The organism is Haloechinothrix alba (assembly GCF_900188115.1).
GTDB classification, from domain to species: Bacteria; Actinomycetota; Actinomycetes; order Mycobacteriales; family Pseudonocardiaceae; genus Haloechinothrix; species Haloechinothrix alba.
Genome location: NZ_FZNW01000003.1, coordinates 185,089 through 204,666 on the forward strand (window position 1 = coordinate 185,089; position 19,578 = coordinate 204,666).

General features: G+C 68.3%; 17 protein-coding genes. 13 read left to right on the forward strand and 4 right to left on the reverse strand.

Annotated elements, in window-relative coordinates:
• Positions 1-45: 45 nt before the first annotated feature.
• Both CHB84_RS03585 and CHB84_RS03590 read right to left on the reverse strand, forming a co-directional pair.
• Entirely contained in the window at positions 46-1,656 is a 1,611-nt protein-coding gene (locus CHB84_RS03585; RefSeq protein ID WP_245818527.1) for a succinic semialdehyde dehydrogenase, read from the reverse strand.
• Positions 1,657-1,780: 124 nt separating this feature from the next.
• Positions 1,781-2,416, reverse strand: a complete 636-nt coding sequence (locus CHB84_RS03590; RefSeq protein ID WP_089300021.1) for a TetR/AcrR family transcriptional regulator — start codon at positions 2,414-2,416, stop codon at positions 1,781-1,783.
• A 131-nt stretch (positions 2,417-2,547) separates the two neighbouring features.
• On the opposite strand from CHB84_RS03590, the gene CHB84_RS03595 reads away from it, so the two are divergent.
• Together CHB84_RS03595 and CHB84_RS03600 are read left to right on the forward strand one after the other, a co-directional pair.
• On the forward strand, positions 2,548-3,699 hold the full coding sequence (locus CHB84_RS03595) for an acyl-CoA dehydrogenase family protein (protein ID WP_089300022.1): 1,152 nt from the start codon (positions 2,548-2,550) through the stop codon (positions 3,697-3,699).
• 61 nt (positions 3,700-3,760) lie between these two features.
• Positions 3,761-4,903: a CaiB/BaiF CoA transferase family protein gene (locus CHB84_RS03600; protein ID WP_089300023.1), complete on the forward strand. Its 1,143-nt coding sequence runs from the start codon at positions 3,761-3,763 to the stop codon at positions 4,901-4,903.
• Position 4,904: 1 nt separating this feature from the next.
• Here the strand turns inward: CHB84_RS03600 and CHB84_RS03605 are convergent, their stop codons facing one another.
• Entirely contained in the window at positions 4,905-5,921 is a 1,017-nt protein-coding gene (locus CHB84_RS03605) for an endonuclease/exonuclease/phosphatase family protein (protein ID WP_245818528.1), read from the reverse strand.
• A gap of 210 nt (positions 5,922-6,131) precedes the next feature.
• On the opposite strand from CHB84_RS03605, the gene CHB84_RS03610 reads away from it, so the two are divergent.
• Positions 6,132-6,506 (forward strand): tyrosine-protein phosphatase, encoded by a 375-nt coding sequence (locus CHB84_RS03610; RefSeq protein ID WP_089300025.1) that lies wholly within the window; start codon positions 6,132-6,134, stop codon positions 6,504-6,506.
• Between the two features lie 108 nt (positions 6,507-6,614).
• Here CHB84_RS03610 and CHB84_RS03615 read toward each other — a convergent pair whose 3' ends face one another.
• Positions 6,615-7,394, reverse strand: a complete 780-nt coding sequence (locus CHB84_RS03615) for a crotonase/enoyl-CoA hydratase family protein (protein ID WP_089300026.1) — start codon at positions 7,392-7,394, stop codon at positions 6,615-6,617.
• 118 nt (positions 7,395-7,512) lie between these two features.
• Between CHB84_RS03615 and CHB84_RS22725 the strand changes: the two genes are divergently transcribed.
• From CHB84_RS22725 to icmF, 10 genes are all read left to right on the forward strand, one after another.
• Positions 7,513-7,680: a hypothetical protein gene (locus CHB84_RS22725; protein WP_176439764.1), complete on the forward strand. Its 168-nt coding sequence runs from the start codon at positions 7,513-7,515 to the stop codon at positions 7,678-7,680.
• A gap of 204 nt (positions 7,681-7,884) precedes the next feature.
• Positions 7,885-8,373 carry a transcriptional regulator gene (locus CHB84_RS03620; protein ID WP_089300027.1) on the forward strand — a complete coding sequence of 163 codons (489 nt, stop codon included), beginning with the start codon at positions 7,885-7,887 and terminating at the stop codon, positions 8,371-8,373.
• A gap of 236 nt (positions 8,374-8,609) precedes the next feature.
• Entirely contained in the window at positions 8,610-9,515 is a 906-nt protein-coding gene (locus CHB84_RS03625) for a lytic transglycosylase domain-containing protein (RefSeq protein ID WP_089300115.1), read from the forward strand.
• 156 nt (positions 9,516-9,671) lie between these two features.
• Positions 9,672-10,121 (forward strand): hypothetical protein, encoded by a 450-nt coding sequence (locus tag CHB84_RS03630; RefSeq protein WP_089300028.1) that lies wholly within the window; start codon positions 9,672-9,674, stop codon positions 10,119-10,121.
• Positions 10,118-10,465: a DUF3817 domain-containing protein gene (locus CHB84_RS03635; RefSeq protein WP_089300029.1), complete on the forward strand. Its 348-nt coding sequence runs from the start codon at positions 10,118-10,120 to the stop codon at positions 10,463-10,465. Before CHB84_RS03630 ends, CHB84_RS03635 begins: the two co-directional genes overlap by 4 nt.
• Before the next feature lie 679 nt (positions 10,466-11,144).
• Entirely contained in the window at positions 11,145-14,345 is a 3,201-nt protein-coding gene (locus CHB84_RS03640; RefSeq protein WP_245818529.1) for a sensor histidine kinase, read from the forward strand.
• 76 nt (positions 14,346-14,421) lie between these two features.
• Positions 14,422-14,865 (forward strand): roadblock/LC7 domain-containing protein, encoded by a 444-nt coding sequence (locus CHB84_RS03645; protein ID WP_089300031.1) that lies wholly within the window; start codon positions 14,422-14,424, stop codon positions 14,863-14,865.
• A 202-nt stretch (positions 14,866-15,067) separates the two neighbouring features.
• On the forward strand, positions 15,068-15,400 hold the full coding sequence (locus tag CHB84_RS03650; RefSeq protein WP_245818530.1) for a DUF742 domain-containing protein: 333 nt from the start codon (positions 15,068-15,070) through the stop codon (positions 15,398-15,400).
• Between the two features lie 230 nt (positions 15,401-15,630).
• Complete coding sequence (locus CHB84_RS03655; RefSeq protein ID WP_089300117.1) at positions 15,631-16,194, forward strand: GTP-binding protein; 564 nt, start codon at positions 15,631-15,633, stop codon at positions 16,192-16,194.
• A 74-nt stretch (positions 16,195-16,268) separates the two neighbouring features.
• Positions 16,269-19,538 (forward strand): fused isobutyryl-CoA mutase/GTPase IcmF, encoded by a 3,270-nt coding sequence (icmF, locus tag CHB84_RS03660; protein ID WP_089300032.1) that lies wholly within the window; start codon positions 16,269-16,271, stop codon positions 19,536-19,538.
• Positions 19,539-19,578 lie beyond the last annotated feature (40 nt).

The window sequence follows — 19,578 nt, forward strand, 5'->3', positions numbered from 1 at the left end:
CGCTGAAAGCGTCATTCAGCATTCCGTACGGACTGAAAGCGTCATTCAGCGTGGTAGGTGCCGCATGGCCTTGACGCCACGGGACATGAGCCTGGTCCACAGCTTGGGTGGCATGCCGCGGAACGGTCGCAGGCGCAACCCGCGCTGGGCGGCGATGGTCTGGGACTCGGTGTAGCGCAGGATCCCGTCGGCACCGTTGCGCCGCCCAACGCCGGAGTCACCGACGCCGCCCATCGGGGCATCGATCGACCCGAAGCTCGCTGCGAAACCCTCGTTGACGTTGACGGTCCCGGCGCGGATCCGGGCCGCGACAGCCCGACCGCGTGCCCCGTTGCGGGACCACACGCTCGCGTTGAGCCCGTAGGCCGTTGCGTTCGCGTTGTCGACGGCCTCGTCGAGGTCGGTGTATCCGTAGATCGACACGACGGGCCCGAACGTCTCCTCGGCGTAGACGGTCATCTCGGGCGTGACATCGGTGAGCACCGTCGGTTCGTAGAACAGGGGCCCGAGCTCGGGTCGCGCCCGACCTCCGGTCAGCACGGTGGCGCCCTTGCCGCGTGCGTCCTCGACGTGCCTTGTGATCGTGTCCAGCTGGTCGGCCGAGGTCAGTGACCCGATGTCGGCACTGAAGTCCAGCTCCGCTCCGAGCCGTAGCCGCTCGGTCTGTGCGACGAACGCGCGGGTGAACTCCTCCTTGACGGACTCGTGCACGTAGATCCGCTCCACCGATACGCACAGCTGCCCGGCCGACGAGAAGCAGGCGGTCACGGCGCCCTTGGCAGCGGCATCCACCTTCGCGTCGTCGAGCACGATCATCGGGTTCTTGCCGCCGAGCTCCAGGGAGAAGCTGGTGAGCCGCTCGGCGATCTGACCGGCCAGCCGTTTACCGGTGGGGGTCGATCCGGTGAACCCGACGTAGTCGGACTCCTCGACGATCGCGTCGCCGATCACCGAACCGCGGCCGAGCACGATCGTCCACGCGTCCTCGGGCAGACCCGCCTCGCATGCCAGCTCGTGCAGCCAGAGGGCGCTCAGGCAGGTCTGGTTGTCCGGTTTCTGTACGACGGCGTTGCCCGCAGCGAGAGCGGGCAGGACGTCGAGCGCGGTGAGCGCGAGCGGGTAGTTCCACGGCGAGATGATGCCGGCAACCCCCTTGGGGTGCCGGACCTCGCTCGCCCTTGTCAGTACCGGCAGCGCTCCGGCCCGCCGTTTGGCGCCGAGCAGCTTGGCGCTGTGCTTGCCGTAGTACGACGCGCACAGTGCCGCCGCGGCGACCTCGTCGAACGCGTCCATGCGGGACTTGCCGGTCTCGGCCTGGATGAGATCCAGGACCTCGTCCTGCCTGTCCAGAACGAGGTCCTGCAGCCGCAGGAGGATTCGTTGCCGCTCCGCGACGGGAACCGCTGACCAGGAGCGTTGGGCCTGGCGTGCCCCGGAGTAGGCTGCGCGTGCCTCGGCGTCGGTCGCCTGCGGAAGGGTGGCGATGGGGTTGCCGGTGAACGGCGCCTGCACCTCGGTCCCGCCGGTGTCGTAGCCGCCGGTGACACGGGCGAGCAATGCCTGTGCGCGGGTCCGCGACGGCGCGCCCGGCACGCCACCGATGGTGCCGTGTTGGCTGGTGCTGGCTGTGACCTTGGCCGGCAGGGTGCTCGTCACGACGCCTCCCGTTACTCGTGGGTAGCTTCTCCCGATGAGCATACTGGCGGTACGGCGCTGAACCAAGGTGCCCGTCGGCACGCGCGTGGTGACTGCCGTCGGCGAGCTCGATCAGCGAGCACCGTCAGCGAGCTTCCGTGCCGACCAGGATGCGTTTCCATTCCTCCAGCAGCTGCTTGCGGCGAACCGGGTCCCCGCCGATCTCGGCGTCGAGGGCGAGACCGCGGATGAGGTTGACGGTGAGCCAGAACAGCGTCTCGGTCCGTTCCGAGGGGCTCTCGCCGGTCAGGGACGTGAACAGCGCCAAGGTCGACTTGCCGAGCGCGCGGTCAACGGGGCGGATCGCGGTCTTGAGCTCGGCGTCGGTGCGTGCGGCGACCCACAGCTCCATCACGGCAGCCGAGAGTGTGCCCGAGAACCCCTGCCAGAGCAGCTCCACACCCCGTTCGATGCGCTGCGGCCCGTACGGGAGGCTCCCTGCGGCATCGACGATCTCCTCGCCGATGCGATGGGTGAGGTGCTCGACGGCGGCCGCCATGAGGTCGGCCTTGGTCGTGAAGTGGTGCTGCTGGGCACCCTTGGACACGCCTGCGCGCGCGCAGATCTCGTGTACCGACGTACGCGCGTAGCCCAGCTCGATCAGGCAGTCGACGGTCGCGTCGAGCAGGGCGGTGCGGGTGTGAGCGCTGCGCTCGGCCTGGGTGCGATGGCCCCGGACGCCTCGCCCCGAGGGGTCCTTGGACGGTTCGGCACTGCCCACGTCACGTCTCCCTTGATCGCCCGACGAGTGCACTGTACATTCCAAGTAGAACTTACCTTCCAGTTGGAATGTTTTCTAGTCGACACCGGCATGGGACGCGTCCCGCGCACGAGGCACAGGAGGCCCGAGTAATGGCGCTGCAACTTCCACCGAGCTCGTGGAATGACTCCGATATCGAGGCGTTCCGGGAGCTGGCGCGCACCTTCTGCCAGAAGGAACTCACTCCGAACCAGGAGCGGTGGATCGAGAACAAGCAGGTCGACCGCGAGCTGTGGACCAAGGCCGGGGAGGTGGGTCTGCTCGGCCTGTCCATTCCCGAGGAGTACGGCGGTGGTGGCGGGACCTTCGCACACGAGACCGTGCTCTTCGAGGAACAGGCACGCGCGGGCGACGGAGCGTGGGGCGTCAGCGTGCACAGCGGCATCGTGGCGCACTACCTGCTCGCCTACGCCTCGGAGGAGAAGAAGCGGGAATGGTTGCCCAAGCTGTGCTCGGGCGAGTTCGTCGGCGCGATCGCGATGACCGAACCCGGCACCGGGTCGGACCTGCAGAGCATCGCGACACGTGCGGTACGGGACGGGGACAGTTACGTCATCAGTGGCTCCAAGACCTTCATCACCAACGGAGCGCACGCCGATCTGGTTGTCGTGGCGGCCAAGACGGACCCGGACGCAGGCGCGCAGGGCGTGTCGCTGTTCGCCGTGGAGACGTCGGCCGAGGGTTTCCGCAGGGGACGTGTGCTGGACAAGGTCGGGTTGAAGGGCCAGGACACCGCGGAGCTGTTCTTCGACGACGTACGCGTGCCGGCCGAGAACCTGCTCGGGGAGCAAGAAGGCATGGGCTTCGTCCAGCTCATGGAGCAGCTGCCACAGGAACGGCTGATCATCGCGGTCACGGCGGTGGCCGGTATGGAGGCCGCCGTCAACCAGACGCTCGAGTACACCAAGGAGCGCGAAGCGTTCGGCCGCCCGATCTTCGGGTTCCAGAACACCAAGTTCACCCTCGCCGACGCCGCGACCGAGGCCGCGGTGAGCCGGGCGTTCCTTGACCAGTGCATCGAGCGGCACCTGCGTGGCGAGCTGGACGTCCAGGGTGCGGCCATGGCCAAGCTGTGGACGACCGAGCGGGTCAACAAGGTCGTCGATGACTGCGTGCAGCTGTTCGGCGGTTACGGGTACATGGCGGAGTACCCGATCGCGCGCGCCTGGACCGATGTCCGGATCAACCGGATCTTCGGCGGCACGAACGAGATCATGAAGGAGATCATCTCGCGGTTCCTGTAACGAACTTGCCGGGCCCGAGGACCGGGCTCGTGATGACGACATCGAGAGGATGAGATCGCATATGGCAGCAGGCCCCCTTTCCGGGCTGCGTGTCGTGGAGCTGGCCGGGTTGGCCCCCGGCCCGTTCGCGTGCACCGTGCTGGCCGACCTGGGCGCCGAGGTGATCCGGGTGGACCGCGCGAAGCCGGGAGCCGATGTGCTCATGTTCGACAACGACCCGCTGATGCGCAGCAGGCGCACCATCGGCGTGGACACCAAGACCGCTGAGGGCGTGGAGCTGGTGCTGCGCCTCGTGGACCGTGCCGATGTGCTCGTCGAGGGGTTCCGGCCAGGGGTCGCCGAACGGATGGGACTTGGCCCGCAGGAGTGCCACGCGCGCAATCCCGCGCTGGTCTACGGCCGGATCACCGGATGGGGCCAGGACGGTCCGATGGCATCCTCGGCGGGCCATGACATCAACTATGTGGGCCTGTCGGGTGTGCTGGAGCGGATCGGGCGTTCCGGGCAGCGCCCGGTGCCCCCGTTGAACCTGGTCGCCGACTACGGCGGTGGTGGTCTACTGCTGGCGATGGGCGTGCTCGCCGCGCTGTACGAACGGCAGCACTCGGGCGAGGGCCAGGTCGTAGACGCATCCATGGTGGACGGTTCCGCGCTGCTGGCGACCAGCCTGTACGGGCTGCGCGCGAACGGTGGCTGGTCGGGTGAGCGTGGCGAGAACATGCTCGACGGCGGAGCCCCGTTCTACGACACCTACACCACGGCGGACGGCAAATATGTCGCGGTCGGCGCCATCGAGATGCGCTTCTGGGGCGACCTTGTGAAGGTGCTCGGGCTGGACGCCGACGAGCTGCCGTTCCATTTCGACCAGAACGAGTGGCCGCGGCTGCGCAAGATCCTCGCCGACGAGATCGCCAAGTACGACCGGGACGAGCTGGTGGCGCGTGCCGAAGGCACCGATGCGTGCATCACACCCGTGCTTTCACCGGAGGAGGCGCCCTCGCACCCGCACAACGTGGCGCGCGGCACGTTCGTCGACGTCGGCGGCGTGCGGCAGCCCGCCCCGGCGCCGAAGTTCGACCGCACGCCTGCCGAGGACCCGACCCCGCCGCACGAGCGTGGTTCGGACACCGAGGAGGTGCTCGGCGAGCTCGGCTTCGCCGGCGCCGACGTGCAGCGGTTGCGCGAGGCCGGAGCGATCGCCTGACTCAGCCGGGTAGCACGATCTCCGCGAACACCGCCCGGTGATCCCCGCTGGGCACGTCCGCTGTAGCCACGTCCCGGGCCGAGGCTCGCTCGTCGAGCACGATGTGGTCCAGTGTGGCCAGCGGCACGGGGAGGTACCGCTGGAGCGGCCAGGTGGGCACGAGCCCCTTGCCCACCTGGCCGGCCGCGTCGGCGTAGCCGGAGTCGAGCAGCCGCCGGAGCTCGGCATGGTCCAGCGTGGCGTTGAAGTCGCCGGACAGGATGCGTAGCGGATCGTCCGCCGCGGCTTCCGGCAGGGCGCGCAGCTCGGCGCGCCAGTCGGTAGCTCGGGTCACGGGTGGCACCGTGTGGACCGCGACGATCTCGACGGGCAGGGCGGAGTCGAGCCGTACACGCGCGCTCGGTTGCCGGAACCAGGATCCGCCGACCTCGCCCAGCTCCTCCAAGGGGTACCGCGAGGCGATCCCGGAGCCTGCCGCGGCGGGCGCCGGCATGAAGTGCTGGTGCGGCAGGAGCTCGCCGAGGCCGGCTGCGTCCAACTCCGTGGCCGTTCGCGGGTGCAGCTCGAGCACGGTCAGCACGTCCACCTCGTACTCGCGCACCAGCTCGACAACGGCCTCCGGGTCGACCCGGCCGAAGAAGAGGTTCACGGTGAGCACCCGCACCGTGGCACCGTCGGACTCCGGCCTCTCGGCCGGCAGCGCCCTGGGGAGCATGACGGCCACAAGCGCGACGACCAGTGCTGTCACGATGCCGCCGACCCACAAGCGGCGCAGGACAAGAGCCAGTACACCGAGCACGCCCCCGGCCAGCGTGACAGCCGGTGTCAGCGCCAGCAGGGCCGTCGTGTAGCGGTTGCCATCGGTCCACAGCAGGCCGGAGACCACCAGCCGCAGGACGGCCGCAGCGCAGAACGCGGCGGCGAGCAGGACGAGGACCGTGGTGACGACGCGGGCCACGAGCGCGCGCCGCGGGCGGGGTTGCTCGTGACCACGGACCGGTTCCCGGGGTCGCCTCACGCGGTACCTCCTCGTGCGCCGCCGTACGCGTACGTCCGTCGGTCGTGCCTGCCGCAGTCGACCAGCCGATCGGCCCACCGTGTCCGGCCACTCCTCGCTACCGGTGGTTGGCCAGACTCACCGCATGTCACGCGCGCGACAGCGGGACAGGAGCCTGCCTACGCGCCCTGCTTCGGGATCGGACCGGCAGGCAACGCGATACTGGATGCTATGCGAGAGCCGGATGCCGCTGCGGACGACCCGTCGTGCCGGCACAGGCAGCTCGGCTGGGAAGGGTTCCACAACGCAAGGGATCTCGGTGGCCTGCCCACCATGGACGGTCACAGCACGCGGTTCGGCGCGTACGTCAGATCGGCGGAGCCGACCCTGGTCACCGGAGCGGGGTGGCAAGCGGCGCTGGACGCGGGGGTGCGCACGATCGTCGACCTGCGCAACGCGGACGAGATCCGACCGGTGACGGGGGAGGGACCGACGCGGCTCGCGGGGACGGCGTTGTTCCCCCGCACGACGGACACCGCCGTGGCGCATGCCGGATGCGACAGGTGGGAGGGTGGAGGGAGCCGAAGGTGCCATCGGGCTCCATAGAAGGAGCCGATGGCACCTTCGGTCCACAATCGGCACCGCATCTCGTGGGCGCCCAAGGTGGCCTTGGTTCCATAGAAGGAGCCAAACGTGACATTCGGCTCCAACCCCTCATGTCTCGAAGGTGCCGTGGCGCCCGGCTCCGCCTGCGAAGCGGGCCGCGCCGGAGATCGCCTCCTCGGAGAGGGAGGTGTTGCCTGTGCCGATCGTGAACTCCCTTGCCAGCGCTTCCTCGGCACTCTGGCCGTGTTGCTCGAGGACCGACTGCCGGTCGGAACGCATGCAATCCTGCGGGAATGCCGCGATCTGCGCCGCAAGTTCCTCGGCGGCCGCACGTGCCTGGCCCTGAGGCACGAGCCGGTTCGCCAGACCGATCGCGTGGGCCTCATGCGCGTCGACCGGGCGGCCAGTCAGGATCAGGTCCATCGCGCGGGACTCGCCGATCAGCCGGGGGAGCCGGACGGTGCCGCCGTCGACAAGTGGCACGCCCCATCTGCGGCAGAACACGCCGAACACCGCCGACTCGTCCGCGACTCGCAGGTCGCACCACAGCGCGAGCTCGAGGCCCCCGGCCACGGCGTGCCCGTGCACCGCCGCGATCACCGGCTTGCCGAGCCGCATCCGGGTGGGTCCCATCGGCCCGTCGCCATCGGGATCGAGCACGTTGCCGCGTTCGGTACCGACGGCCTTGAGATCGGCCCCGGCGCAGAACGAGTCCCCGGTGCCGGTCAGTACAGCCACCCGGGCCGCAGGGTCGCGGTCGAACTCGCGGAAGGCCTCCGCGAGGGCGCGCGCCGTCGGCCCGTCCACGGCGTTGCGCGCCTCGGGGCGACGAAGGGATACGGTCGACACGGGCCCGTCGCGTTCCACGTCTACGTTGTCGGGTGTCACGATGGCACTCGCCTCTCTGTCACGGACGGGGTGCTTACTCTATGCTTATTCGTGGACACACTGAAGTGGCCTCGTCACGCTCGCGAGGCCGTCACGACCGGATGGGATAAGGACGACTATGCCACCGAATCTCAAGAAGGCCTTGATCGTCGGTGCTGTTGGTCTCGTGCTGTTCTTCCTCATTACCCAGCCGACGGAGTCCGCTGGCGCGGTACACGCCGTGCTCGGGTGGCTGCAGGAAGGTGCGGAGGCCTTGGTGACATTTGTTCGTGCCCTGTTCGAGTAATCGTCACTCGAGTGTGGGGTGTCTCACAGTGCGGACCGTGATTAGGCCATCCGAGTGGTTTCCCTGGATGAAGGTCCAGGTCATCGAATTCTCTCAACTGAAGGTCTGGCGAACGTCCCCGGTCGCGTCCTACCGTGCTCACAATACGTGACCGACCGGTTCTGCATCGTTAACAGGCAGGACGGTTCATCGAGGGAGGCGGATATGACCCGAGACCCAGGTGTGGACGCGTTGATCCGGCAGTGGTCGGCCGAGCGGGATGCGACAGCCGAGGACAGCGAGGTCAACCGCATTACGGCGGAGTGGCTGGCCGACGCGCCGAGCAGCGCACCTGGGATCCCTGGTCAGCGCGACAACGGGGGAGACTCCAGCTGGTCGGAGGTGCAGGCTGCCGACCCCCGCTACGTCGAGGCCATGCGGCGCAGGCTTCCCGGCGTGCCCGAGGAGCTTCTGGGCGCGGCGGCGCGCTGGTGGCAGGTGGTCGGCGGCCTGGCCGAGGCAGAGGAGTGGTGGGACGCGGGCATCAGCCCGCTCGACCAGCGTGCCTTGGAGTACCGGGCGGCCGGTTTGGCTCCCGGCGACCTCAGCGTGCATCTCGGCCCGTACACCGTGCTGGAACACCTGCGGCGCGGAAGCGCGGCCGCCTGGTGCGTCGCGCGGCTGGCCAAGGCCCGGCGCGCGGCCGCATCCTGAGCCCGCCCGACAGCCCTCGCCCGACAGCCTTCGCACGACACCGTATGCGGCGTTGTGCACCGCATTCGGCGCGCGCCTCTTCACTGACGTGTGACATCGGATCGTGGTACAACAACGCGTAACGTGACCGCGGTGCGCGTCGTTGTGTAACCGGGACGGCATCACCGTACGCGCATGCCGATGGTGCGGGCGCGGTCACGGTTGTGCGGGAGTGTTCGAACGGGAGGCAGGTGTCCGTGCGACAAGCGCATAGCGCGGATGGTGGTCCGGAGGCCGACGGGCCGACGGATCCCGCACGCTGGCGCCGGGAGACCGGTGGCGTCCTGGCGCGGCTGGGCATCGTGGTCGGTGTGCTGCTGGTGGCAGGAAGCGGCGTATTCGCGTTGAACCACGTCACGGCACCGGAGTTCAGCCCGACGACCAACGAGATCCCCGCGCTGTCGGTGCAGCCGGCGTCGGTGGAGCCTGGTACGAACGTGCCGGGTAACGCGACGGTGGCCGGCACGGCCGTCGAGGGCGACGAAGATCGCGACGACGCGGAGCCGGACGAGCCGGAGCAGCCGTCGGCCCGGGAAACGCTGCGTGACTGGGCCGAGAGGCTCGGTCCCGAGCTCGACGTCCCGCCCCGAGCGCTGGTCGCGTACGGGATGGCCGAGATCTCGATGCGGGAGAGCCAGCCGAGCTGCCAGTTGTCCTGGGCGACGTTGGCAGGGATCGGCCGGGTCGAGTCCTATCACGGCCAGTACGGGGACGCGGTCCTCCAGGACAACGGAGTGCCGTCCGAGCCGATCATCGGGATCGCGCTGGATGGCTCCGGTGACGTGAAACGGATCCAGGACACCGACGGGGGCAAGTGGGACGGCGATGCGGAGTACGACCGCGCGGTCGGGCCCATGCAGTTCATCCCGAGCACCTGGAGCCGGTTCGCGGTGGACGGCAACGGCAACGGCGAGTCCCACCCGCAGCAGATCGACGACGCCGCGCTCGCTGCGGCCCACTACCTGTGCCGCAGCGGCCGCGACATGTCCAGCGGGCAGGGCTGGTGGCAGGGTGTCCTGTCGTACAACGACTCCGTCGAGTACGGGCAGCGCGTCTTCGCCGTCGCCGACTCGTACGCGAGCACGGCGCAGTCACTCGGCTGAGTACGGAACCGGTCGCGCCCCGTCAGCGGCTGCCGGAGCACCCTCCTGGCGGCCGCGCAAGCGCTGGACGCGTGGCAGCCGCGCGCTCGCCGGCGGGTGAGCGCGGTGTGTGACGGTGGCCTTCGTGACGCCCGCGTGAAGTGCTAGCGTCGATTCGTGCCGGTCAACAGCTTCTCCGTCGGGCGAAGGCTCGCCGAGGTCGGCGTCTGCGTCGCCAGCCTGGCCGCGAGTGTCGCGCTGGCCTGGTGGCAGTGGGAGCAGTTCGCGTCGGCGGGCGGCACACTGCAGAACCTCGGCTATGTGCTGCAGTGGCCCCTGTTCGGGCTCTTCCCCGCATTCGTCTGCTGGCGTATGCGCGTGCTACGCAAGCGGGCCGCAGGCGACGGCCACGGGACGGATCAGGTGGCGCCGGGCGATCCAGGGGATGCGCTCCGGCGCGCACCCGGTCCGGCCGTGACCGGCAGGCAGGGCGGCGATGCCGGCGACGGTGGCGGCGAGGCCGGGGCCGGCGACGGGGCCGATGACGAGCTCGCGGCCTATAACCGGTATCTTGCGGAGCTGAACGCGCGGGACAACCACCGAGGAAGGCCGGCTCACCCGAGATGACAACGCGTACGGAATCGAGCGGTTCAGCGTCCCCAGCCGTGGAGGGGGGCGCGCTTCGGCGGTTCCGCGCCGCGGCGATCACGACCGGGTTCGGGCTGCTCGGGCTGGTCGTCGTGATGATCGTGCGTTACGGCTTCGGCAACGCGACCCCCTCCGCGGTGTGGTCGCCGATCCACGGCGTCATCTACATGGTTTACATGGCCCTGACCATCGATCTCGCTATCAAGGCACGCTGGTCCATCGTGGGCACCCTGCTGGTGCTGCTCGCCGGGTGCGTCCCGGTCGTGTCGTTCGTCGCCGAACATCGCGTTACCAAGCGGGTGCGTGCCGGCCTGCGGATCTGAGAACAGGTACACCCCGAGGGGGTCGCGACGCGCCCGCGTGCCGGGCTTGTCGTCGGTCGGCAGGCGGTCGGCAGGCGCTGACGGCAGCACACTGGGCGCGGTAACGGTGTCCCGCATGTTCCCGGTCGCACCGTAATGCGCTACGGTCCGTGACTATTCCGGCCGGGAGGCGCGGTTCGATCTTTCCGTAGCGATACTGACGCTCGCTTGCAGTTACGATAAGTAATCGAAAGCGGAAAGTGCTCCGGCAATGAACCGCCGAAAGTGTTGCATTCTCCCGGTGTTGATCACTTGCTGTTCCGTAAAACGGGCCTGGATGGCGGGTGAACACCACATCATCGTGCGTAGATTTCCCCGTAACGCTCGCCAACTGCGACGCTCAGTATGTACATCCAGTGCGTTATGTCCAGAGTTCTAGCCCATATGGGTGACACATAGCCTGCGGCTTGCGCTGCGTTGGTGACGGAATGCGGTAAGTTCATGCGTAGACATGGAGAAAGCTCACCCTTTAGCGTGGGCGAGACGGGAAATCGCAGGTCACGGAAGGAATGCGAGTCACGGTGGTGATCACCTGATAGGTGTAAGATTCTCCCGTGGTGCGAGACGTAGTGGTCCGTGGCAGAGCTTGACCCGGATTCCGGAAAACAGGGTCGAACGCGTTGAACAGGGAGTCACATTCGTGGCCGATACAGGACAAGAGCAAGTTCCTGTCGAGAAACTTCTCGGTCGACAACCACAACGGTCGGCATCCTGGAGGCACCGGCTGGCCACGCTCAGCCGGTGGCGTGACTGGAACCTGCCGGTGAAGCTGGCGGCAGTCACGATCGTGCCCATCCTCATCGCCGCCGTTCTCGGTGTATCCACCCTGAACGGGCAGCTGGACCGGGTCAGCAGCCACGAGCGCACCGACAGCCTGCTCAGCCTCAGCGGCGAGGTGGGCCTGCTGCTCGACCTGGTCCAGCAGGAGCGCACCGAGACCGTGGCCTCGCTGGTCGACGGGATGGAGGGGGGCGAGCTCGACGATGCTCGCGCGGCCGTCGACAACCAGATCGACACCACAAGGCAGGCCGCCGAGCAGGCCGTGCAGTCCGACCGGGGTATGGCGGACGCGGTGAGCGAGACCGAGAACGTCCTCGGCCAGCTCGGGCAGCTGCGGGAGGACGCTGACGCGGGACAGCTGGAGCCGGTTGCGGCGATCGACGAGTACTCGGTGATCACCGAGGCGTTGCTCGGACTCGACGCCGCTGCGGTGTCCAGGATGTCCGAGGAGGCGCTCGGCGGTACTCCACAGGCGCTCCTGGACCTGCGCGGCGCGCAGGAGGCGACATCGGCACAGCAGTCGCTGGTCGCCTATGGCATCGAACGGGGCATTCTCGCTCCGTCCGAGCTGAGCAGGACCCGCACGGCAGAGGTCCGGATCGAGGACAGGCTCGCGGGCTTCGAGGCGTCCGCCACTCCCGAGCAGCGGCAGCTGTTCGACACGACGATCAGTGGCCCCAGCTTCGCCACGCGCGAGCGCATGGCCAGCGCCGCATTCGGTGAGCTCGGCTCGCCTACGGACATGGCTGTCCAGCAGCTCCCGCTGGACGAATGGACCAGTAGCTCGAGCAGGATCGTCAGCCAGCTCTCCACTGTCGGGGACGAGCTGCACGCCGAGGCCACTGACGTCTCCGCGGCACTGCTCGCCGACGCGCGCAAGAGCGTGACGCTCCTGTCGGTACTGCTCGGGCTGGCCTTCGCCCTCGCGCTGTTCGTGGTTTTCGTGATCACACGTCACCTGCTTCGCTCGCTGCGAGAGCTGCGGTCCAGCGCGATGCAGGTCGCCGAGGAGCGGCTACCGGCAGCGGTGCGGGACATCCAGGACGACAGGTCCGGTGCGGTGGACATCGCGCCGGTACCGGTGAGTTCCCGCGACGAGGTGGGCCAGGTGGCGCGCGCGTTCGACGCGGTACACGACCAGGCACTGCGGCTGGCCTCCGAACAGGCGACGATGCGCAGCGCCTACAACAGCGTCTTCGTGAACCTGTCCCGCCGAAGCCAGAGCCTCGTGCAGCGGCAGCTTCAGCTCATCGAGCAGCTGGAGCGCGACGAGGAGGATGCCGACCAGCTCGCCACCCTGTTCCACCTGGACCATCTCGCCACGCGGATGCGCAGGAACAACGAGAACCTGATGGTCCTGTCCGGTTCGGAGAGCGCGCGCCGGTCGGGCAGGCCCGTCAGTACCGCCGACGTGCTGCGCGCCGCCGTCTCGGAGATCGAGCAGTACCAGCGAGTGGTGGTGCCCTCGCCGCCGACGACGAAGATCGTGGGGCACGCGGCGAGTGATCTGATGCGGCTGCTCGCCGAGCTGTTGGAGAACGCGACCGCGTTTTCCCCACCGGAAAGCCAGGTCACGATCGCGACAAGCGTTGCGCCGGACAGCTCGATGACGATGGACGTCCTGGACAGCGGGATCGGTATGAGCGACGAGGAGGTCGCGGAGGCGAATGCCCGCATGCGGGCCTCGTCCCCCGTGGACCTGGTGTCCTCACGGCGGATGGGACTGTTCGTGGTGGGGCGCCTCGCGAGCAAGCACGGTTTCAGCGTCACGCTGTACGGCGGTAAGGAGACCGAGGGCGTGCGGGCCTGCGTGACCGTGCCTGCGCAGCTGGTGATCGGTGCCGACGGTGGCCCGCTGACCACCGAGATGCCTGCGATCACCGAAGACACCCAGCTGCCGCGACGGCAGCCGGGCGCCAGTGGCGTGCGTCCGTCGGGCGGCGAGGCTGCGCAGGACAAGGGTGCGGGGCAGCAGGAACCCGTCAACGGCTCGCACCCCCGTGCCGCCCAGCAGGGCATCCAGCAGGCGGCCCAGCAGACGACCCAGCAGGATAGTAGCGGGGCGGGCCCGGCGACGGGGTCGGCGAGCACCGACCTGTTCACCCCGGCAGGCGGTGGAGATGGTTCGGCGAACCAGGCTCCCGACGGCGGCAACGCAGACCCCGGCGCGGGTTCGGCCTCGCCGCGGTTCAACGGGCTACCGCAACGCGAGGCCCCGGACACCTCCTCGACGGGTGAGCTCCCCACGGGCGAGGCCCTGTTCGCTCCGGGGACCGCACCGCTGTCCGACTGGTGGTCCTCCGCCGCCGCGGAGCCGGTCGAGCACCAGGAACGACCACAGTCGGGGAGCAGGCCGGAAACGACGCCGATCTTCGACGAGATGCTGTCGGTATGGTTCCGCACCTCGCTTGGCTCGAGCACGGACAGCTCGGCTGAGCAGTCCGCGGCGTTGAGCACCTGGGACTTCGCGGCGGACAAGAACTGGCAGACGGTCCGGAAGGTGGCCAACTCCGCTCCGGAGGCCTATACCGAGGCCGGTCTCCCCCGCAGGGAACGTGGCGAGCAGCTGTTGCCCGGCAGTGCAACGAGCGAACCCGCGGAGGCCACACCCAGCAGGTCGGCACTCGGCCGTGCGGATCTGCCCGCGCGAGACCCGCACGACGTCCGGGGCAGGCTGAGCAACTTCCAGCGCGGTGTCAGCAAGGGGCGCAACGAGAGCAAGCAGCAGCCGGAGGCCGGATCCGGTGGTGCGGGTGAGGGCAGTGTGCCGGATGGCGCCGGCCGGCACGCGCAGGGAGCCGAGGCGCCGGAGGCATCCGGCTACACCGACACCGGACTGCCGCGCCGTCGCCGGGGCGAGCAGCTGGTCGCGGGAAGCGTTTCCGGGCAGCAGGCGGCCACGGCGGGGGCCCACCAGCAGCCGGAGCGGGACCCGAACGCGATGCGTGGCCGGCTGAGCAGCTTTCAGCAGGGCATCCGCCGGGGCCGCAGCAGCATGACCCAACCGGCCGAGGACGGCAGTGACGAGAAGCGGGAGATCGGTGCTGGAGGGGAGGCCTGATGGCGACGACGTGGCCTGAACAACCGCGATCTTGCCGGTGTCCCTACAGCACAGTGCCTGAAGAGATGGAGGGTGAATGACGTCGCCACAACCCCAGCAGAACCAGTTCGGTTGGCTGGTGAACGATTTCGCGGAGCGAGTGCCCGGGGTCGCGCACGCGGTGGTGGTCTCGGCGGACGGCCTCTTGCTGACCTCGTCGGCACGCCTTCCGCTGGATCGGGCGGATCAGCTCGCGGCCGTAGCGTCCGGGCTGGTGAGCCTGACCCAGGGTGCGGCCCGGTGCTTCGAGGCGGGTGCGGTCAACGAGACCGTGGTGGAGATGGAGCTCGGCATTATGGTGCTGATGTCCATCAGCGACGGCTCGTGCCTGGCCGTGCTCGCGGCGCCGACCTGCGACATCGGCCAGGTGGCTTATGAGATGACCTTGCTGGTCGATCGGGTCGGTCAGATCCTGACTCCCGAACTTCGGGCGCAGCTGCAGGGGTCCGGAGGATCCCTGCTCGGAGCATCTACGGGATGACGTGATGACAGCCATACCACAGCAGGGGGCGGGTTCGGGGAGACCGGACCCACGCCGCGGCGGACGCTCACGGCACCGTCCGCGGCACGTTCAGCGTAAGGAGGGTGAGGCGATGTCTGCGCAGTCGCTTTCGCAGCGTATGCCGACCCAGGTCATACCCGCATTACCCGAAAGGGATTCCGCTTCGGCAGACGATGCGGCTATGGTGCGTCCGTACATGCTCACCGGTGGGCGTACGAGGGCGAAGTACCCGCTCGAGCTGGAGACGATGGTCTCGGTCAAGGAGGGGGTGCCGTTCGACGGCACGTGTGACCGGATCGAACACCGCGCGATCGTGGACGCTTGTCCCACGCCTCGGTCGGTTGCCGAGATCGCGGTGAGGCTCGGGATGCCGCTGGGCGTGGCGCGGGTGTTGGTCAGCGACGCGGCTGACGCAGGGCACGTGACCGTGCACAGGACGATGTCCGGTACAGATGGTGCCGAGGCACACCTGCTGTTGATGGAAAGGGTGTTGAGTGGACTCCGTCGGCTTTAGGAAGGTGTTGAGCGCCTTGCCGAGGTGGTTGGACTGCCGAGCGCACCGCGATACGGTGCGCGGGTGCCTTCTCCCGAGGTCGGATCGTTCCCCACACGGTCAGGGTCGGGAGCCGGCCGCCCGTTGTATGGTGAGTACCTCTCGGGGATCGTCGTCCGCCGTATTGGGGGTATGCAACGGTGAGTAACCCGGCACGGCAGCTGGCGCAACAGCAGTCCGACTCCTCGACCATGACCTCGGCCAAGATCGTGGTCGCCGGTGGGTTCGGCGCGGGCAAGACGACCTTCGTGGGTTCGGTATCGGAGATCGTGCCGTTGACGACGGAGGCGATGATGACCGATGCCAGTACCGGCATCGACGACCTCGCCGCCACCCCGGACAAGCAGGCGACGACCGTGGCGATGGACTTCGGCAGGGTCTCTCTCGATGAGGACCTGATCCTGTACCTGTTCGGCACACCCGGTCAGCAACGGTTCTGGTTCATGTGGGACGACCTGGTCCGCGGTGCCATCGGTGCGGTGGTGCTCGCCGATACACGGCGGTTGGCCGACTCGTTCGCCCCCGTCGACTTCTTCGAGGATCGCGGGCTGCCCTATGTCGTCGGCCTCAACACCTTCGACGGGGTGCTCCGTCACGAGGTCGACGACGTGCGCGAGGCACTCTCGGTGGAGCCCACGGTGCCGATCATCCGGTGTGACGCGCGTGATCGTGAGTCGACGAAGCAGTCGCTCATCACGCTCGTCGAGTACGCCATGAAGCAGTGGGTCGCGATGAACGAGAGCGGGCACCGGTGAAGACCTCGGGTGAGGTGTGGGTCACGTGTATCGGGTACTTCCAAAATAGTAGGAAGTCCTAGTATTTTGGAAGCATGAGCGCAGACCTGCACCGTCCGGTGAACCCCGTTCGATTCGTCACAGCATCCAGCCTGTTCGACGGCCACGATGCGTCGATCAACATCATGCGGCGCATACTGCAGTCGCAGGGTGCCGAGGTCGTCCACCTCGGTCACAACCGGTCGGTGGACGAGGTCGTGACCACTGCGATCTCCGAGGATGTGCACGGTATCGCCGTTTCGGCCTACCAGGGTGGCCACGTCGAGTACTTCACCTACCTGGTGGAGTTGCTCCGGGAGCGTGGGGCCGGGCACATCAAGGTCTACGGCGGGGGCGGCGGTGTGATTGTCGACGAGGAGATCGAGCTGCTGCACTCCCGGGGCGTGGCGCGGATCTTCTCCCCGGAGGACGGTCAGCGGCTCGGGCTGCCGGGCATGATCAACACCATGATCGCGGAGTGCGACCACGACCTGACCGGGACGCCGTTGGGGTCGGCCGAGCGGTTGCTGTCCGGGGACGTGCCGACGCTGGCGCGGGTGATCAGCCGTCTGGAAGGTGATGCGCTGCCGGAGGAATGGCGCGCGGCCATCGACGACGGTGCCCGGGCGCGCACGGTCCCGGTGCTGGGCATCACCGGTACGGGAGGCTCGGGCAAGTCCTCGCTCACCGATGAGCTCCTCCGCAGGTTCCGGCTCGACCAGGAGGACAAGCTACGTATCGCGGTGCTGGCTGTCGATCCCTCGCGCAGGCGGGGCGGGGGAGCGTTGCTCGGTGACCGGATCCGCGTGAACTCGCTGGGCTCGTGGTCGGCGACGGGCGCGAGTGGCGCCGATAGCCCGGTGTTCTTCCGCTCCATGGCCACGCGGACGACCAGCGGTGAGATCCCGACGGGGCTTGACGAGTCGATCCGCGCGTGCAAGGCGGCAGGCTACGACCTGGTGATCGTGGAGACCCCCGGCATCGGTCAGGGCGACGCGGGCATCGTCGACCATGTCGATGTGGCGCTGTACGTGATGACCCCGGAGTTCGGCGCGGCCTCGCAGCTGGAAAAGATCGACATGCTGGACTTCGCCGACGCCGTGGCCATCAACAAGTTCGAACGCCGGGGCGCCGAGGACGCGCGCCGTGACGTCTCGCGCCAGCTCGTGCGCAACCGGGAGGATTTCGGCGCGTCCCCCGACGACATGCCGGTGTTCGGTACCAGCGCCGCGCGTTTCAACGACGACGGCGTGACCGCGCTGTACCAGCACCTGCGAGACGCGTTGGCCGGGCGGGGGCTGAGCGTGTCGGCGGGCACCCTTCCCGAGGCCACAGGAAAGGTCTCCACGGAGCTGAGCACCGTCATCCCGGCGTCGCGTGCCAGCTATCTCGCCGACATCGCTGCGATCGTCCGCGGGTATCACGAGCGCACCCGCGCGCAGGCCAACGCCGTGCGGTACGTCGACCAGCTCACGGCCGCGCGGGACGCACTCACGGCCGACGGCGCCGACACCGGTGCCATCGACCGGCTCATCGACGAGGCACGGCAAGGTGTGGACGAGGAGTCGGAGCGGTTGCTCGCCGAGTGGTCCGAGCGGGCAGCGGCCTACCGCGAGGACGAGCTCGTGGTGCAGATCAGGGACACCGAGCTGCGCAACGAGCTGTGGCGGGAGACACTGTCCGGCAGCAGGATCCCGCGGGTGGCGTTACCCCGCTACCGCGACTCCGGGGATCTGCTGGCCTTCCTGCGCCGGGAGAACCTGCCCGGCTACTTCCCGTTCACGGCGGGGGTGTTCCCGTTCAAGCGGGAAGGGGAGGACCCGGCGCGGATGTTCGCGGGGGAAGGCGACCCGTTCCGCACGAACCGCCGGTTCAAGTACCTCTCCGCCGACTCGGAGGCCAAGCGGCTGTCCACCGCGTTCGACTCGGTGACCCTGTACGGCCACGACCCGGGCACCTCGCCGGATGTGTACGGCAAGATCGGGACCTCGGGCGTGTCGATCGCGACGCTCGACGACATGAAGGCGCTCTACGACGGGTTCGACCTGACGAGCCCGTCGACGTCGGTGTCGATGACCATCAACGGTCCGGCACCGACCATCCTGGCGTTCTACCTCAACACCGCGATCGACCAGCGGATCGACGCGTTCCGCGCGGAGCACGGGCGCGAACCCGATGAGGACGAGGCCGCCGAGCTGCGCTCCCGGGCGCTGCGCAGCGTGCGTGGCACGGTGCAGGCCGATATTCTCAAGGAGGACCAGGGGCAGAACACCTGCATCTTCTCCACCGAGTTCTCCCTGCGGATGATGTCCGACATCCAGGAGTGGTTCATCGAGCACGACGTGCGGAACTTCTACTCCGTGTCGATCTCCGGGTACCACATCGCCGAGGCGGGCGCCAACCCGATCACACAGCTGGCGTTCACCCTGGCCAACGGGTTCACCTATGTGGAGTCCTACCTGGCGCGTGGCATGCATATCGACGACTTCGCCCCGAACCTGTCGTACTTCTTCTCCAACGGAATGGACGCCGAGTACACGGTTATCGGCAGGGTTGCCAGGCGGATCTGGGCCGTGGCGATGCGCGAGCGCTACGGCGCCAACGAGCGCTCGCAGAAGCTGAAGTACCACGTGCAGACGTCGGGCCGGTCGCTGCACGCCCAGGAGATGAGCTTCAACGACATCCGGACCACGCTCCAGGCGCTGTGCGCGCTCTACGACAACGCGAACTCGCTACACACCAACGCCTTCGACGAAGCGATCACCACCCCGACGGAAAGCTCGGTGCGGCGCGCGATGGCCATCCAGATGATCATCAACAAGGAATGGGGGTTGTCCAAGAACGAGAATCCCCTGCAGGGCGCGTTCGTCATCGACGAGCTGACGGACCTGGTCGAGGAGGCCGTACTCGCGGAGTTCGAGCGCATCTCGGAGCGTGGCGGCGTCCTCGGCGCGATGGAGAACGGCTACCAGCGGGGCAAGATCCAGGACGAGTCGATCCATTACGAACGACTCAAACACGACGGTGAGTTGCCGATCATCGGGGTGAACACGTTCCTCAACCCGCACAGCGAGGACGAGGAGTCCGCGACGGTCGAGCTCGCGCGCGCGACCGAGGAGGAGAAGCAGTCCCAGCTCCACCGCGTCGCCGAGTTCCAACGGCGCAACTCCGCAGCGGCCGAGCAGGCGCTCGAAGCGCTCCGCGAGGCCGCTACGCGAGGGGACAATGTCTTCGACGTGCTGATGGACGCCGCTCGGGTGTGCTCCCTCGAGCAGATCACCCAGGCCTTCTTCGAGGTCGGCGGCCAGTACCGGCGCAACGTCTGAGGGCCGTTCCCGATCTGGCCGCCGGTCGAACAGCCGGACC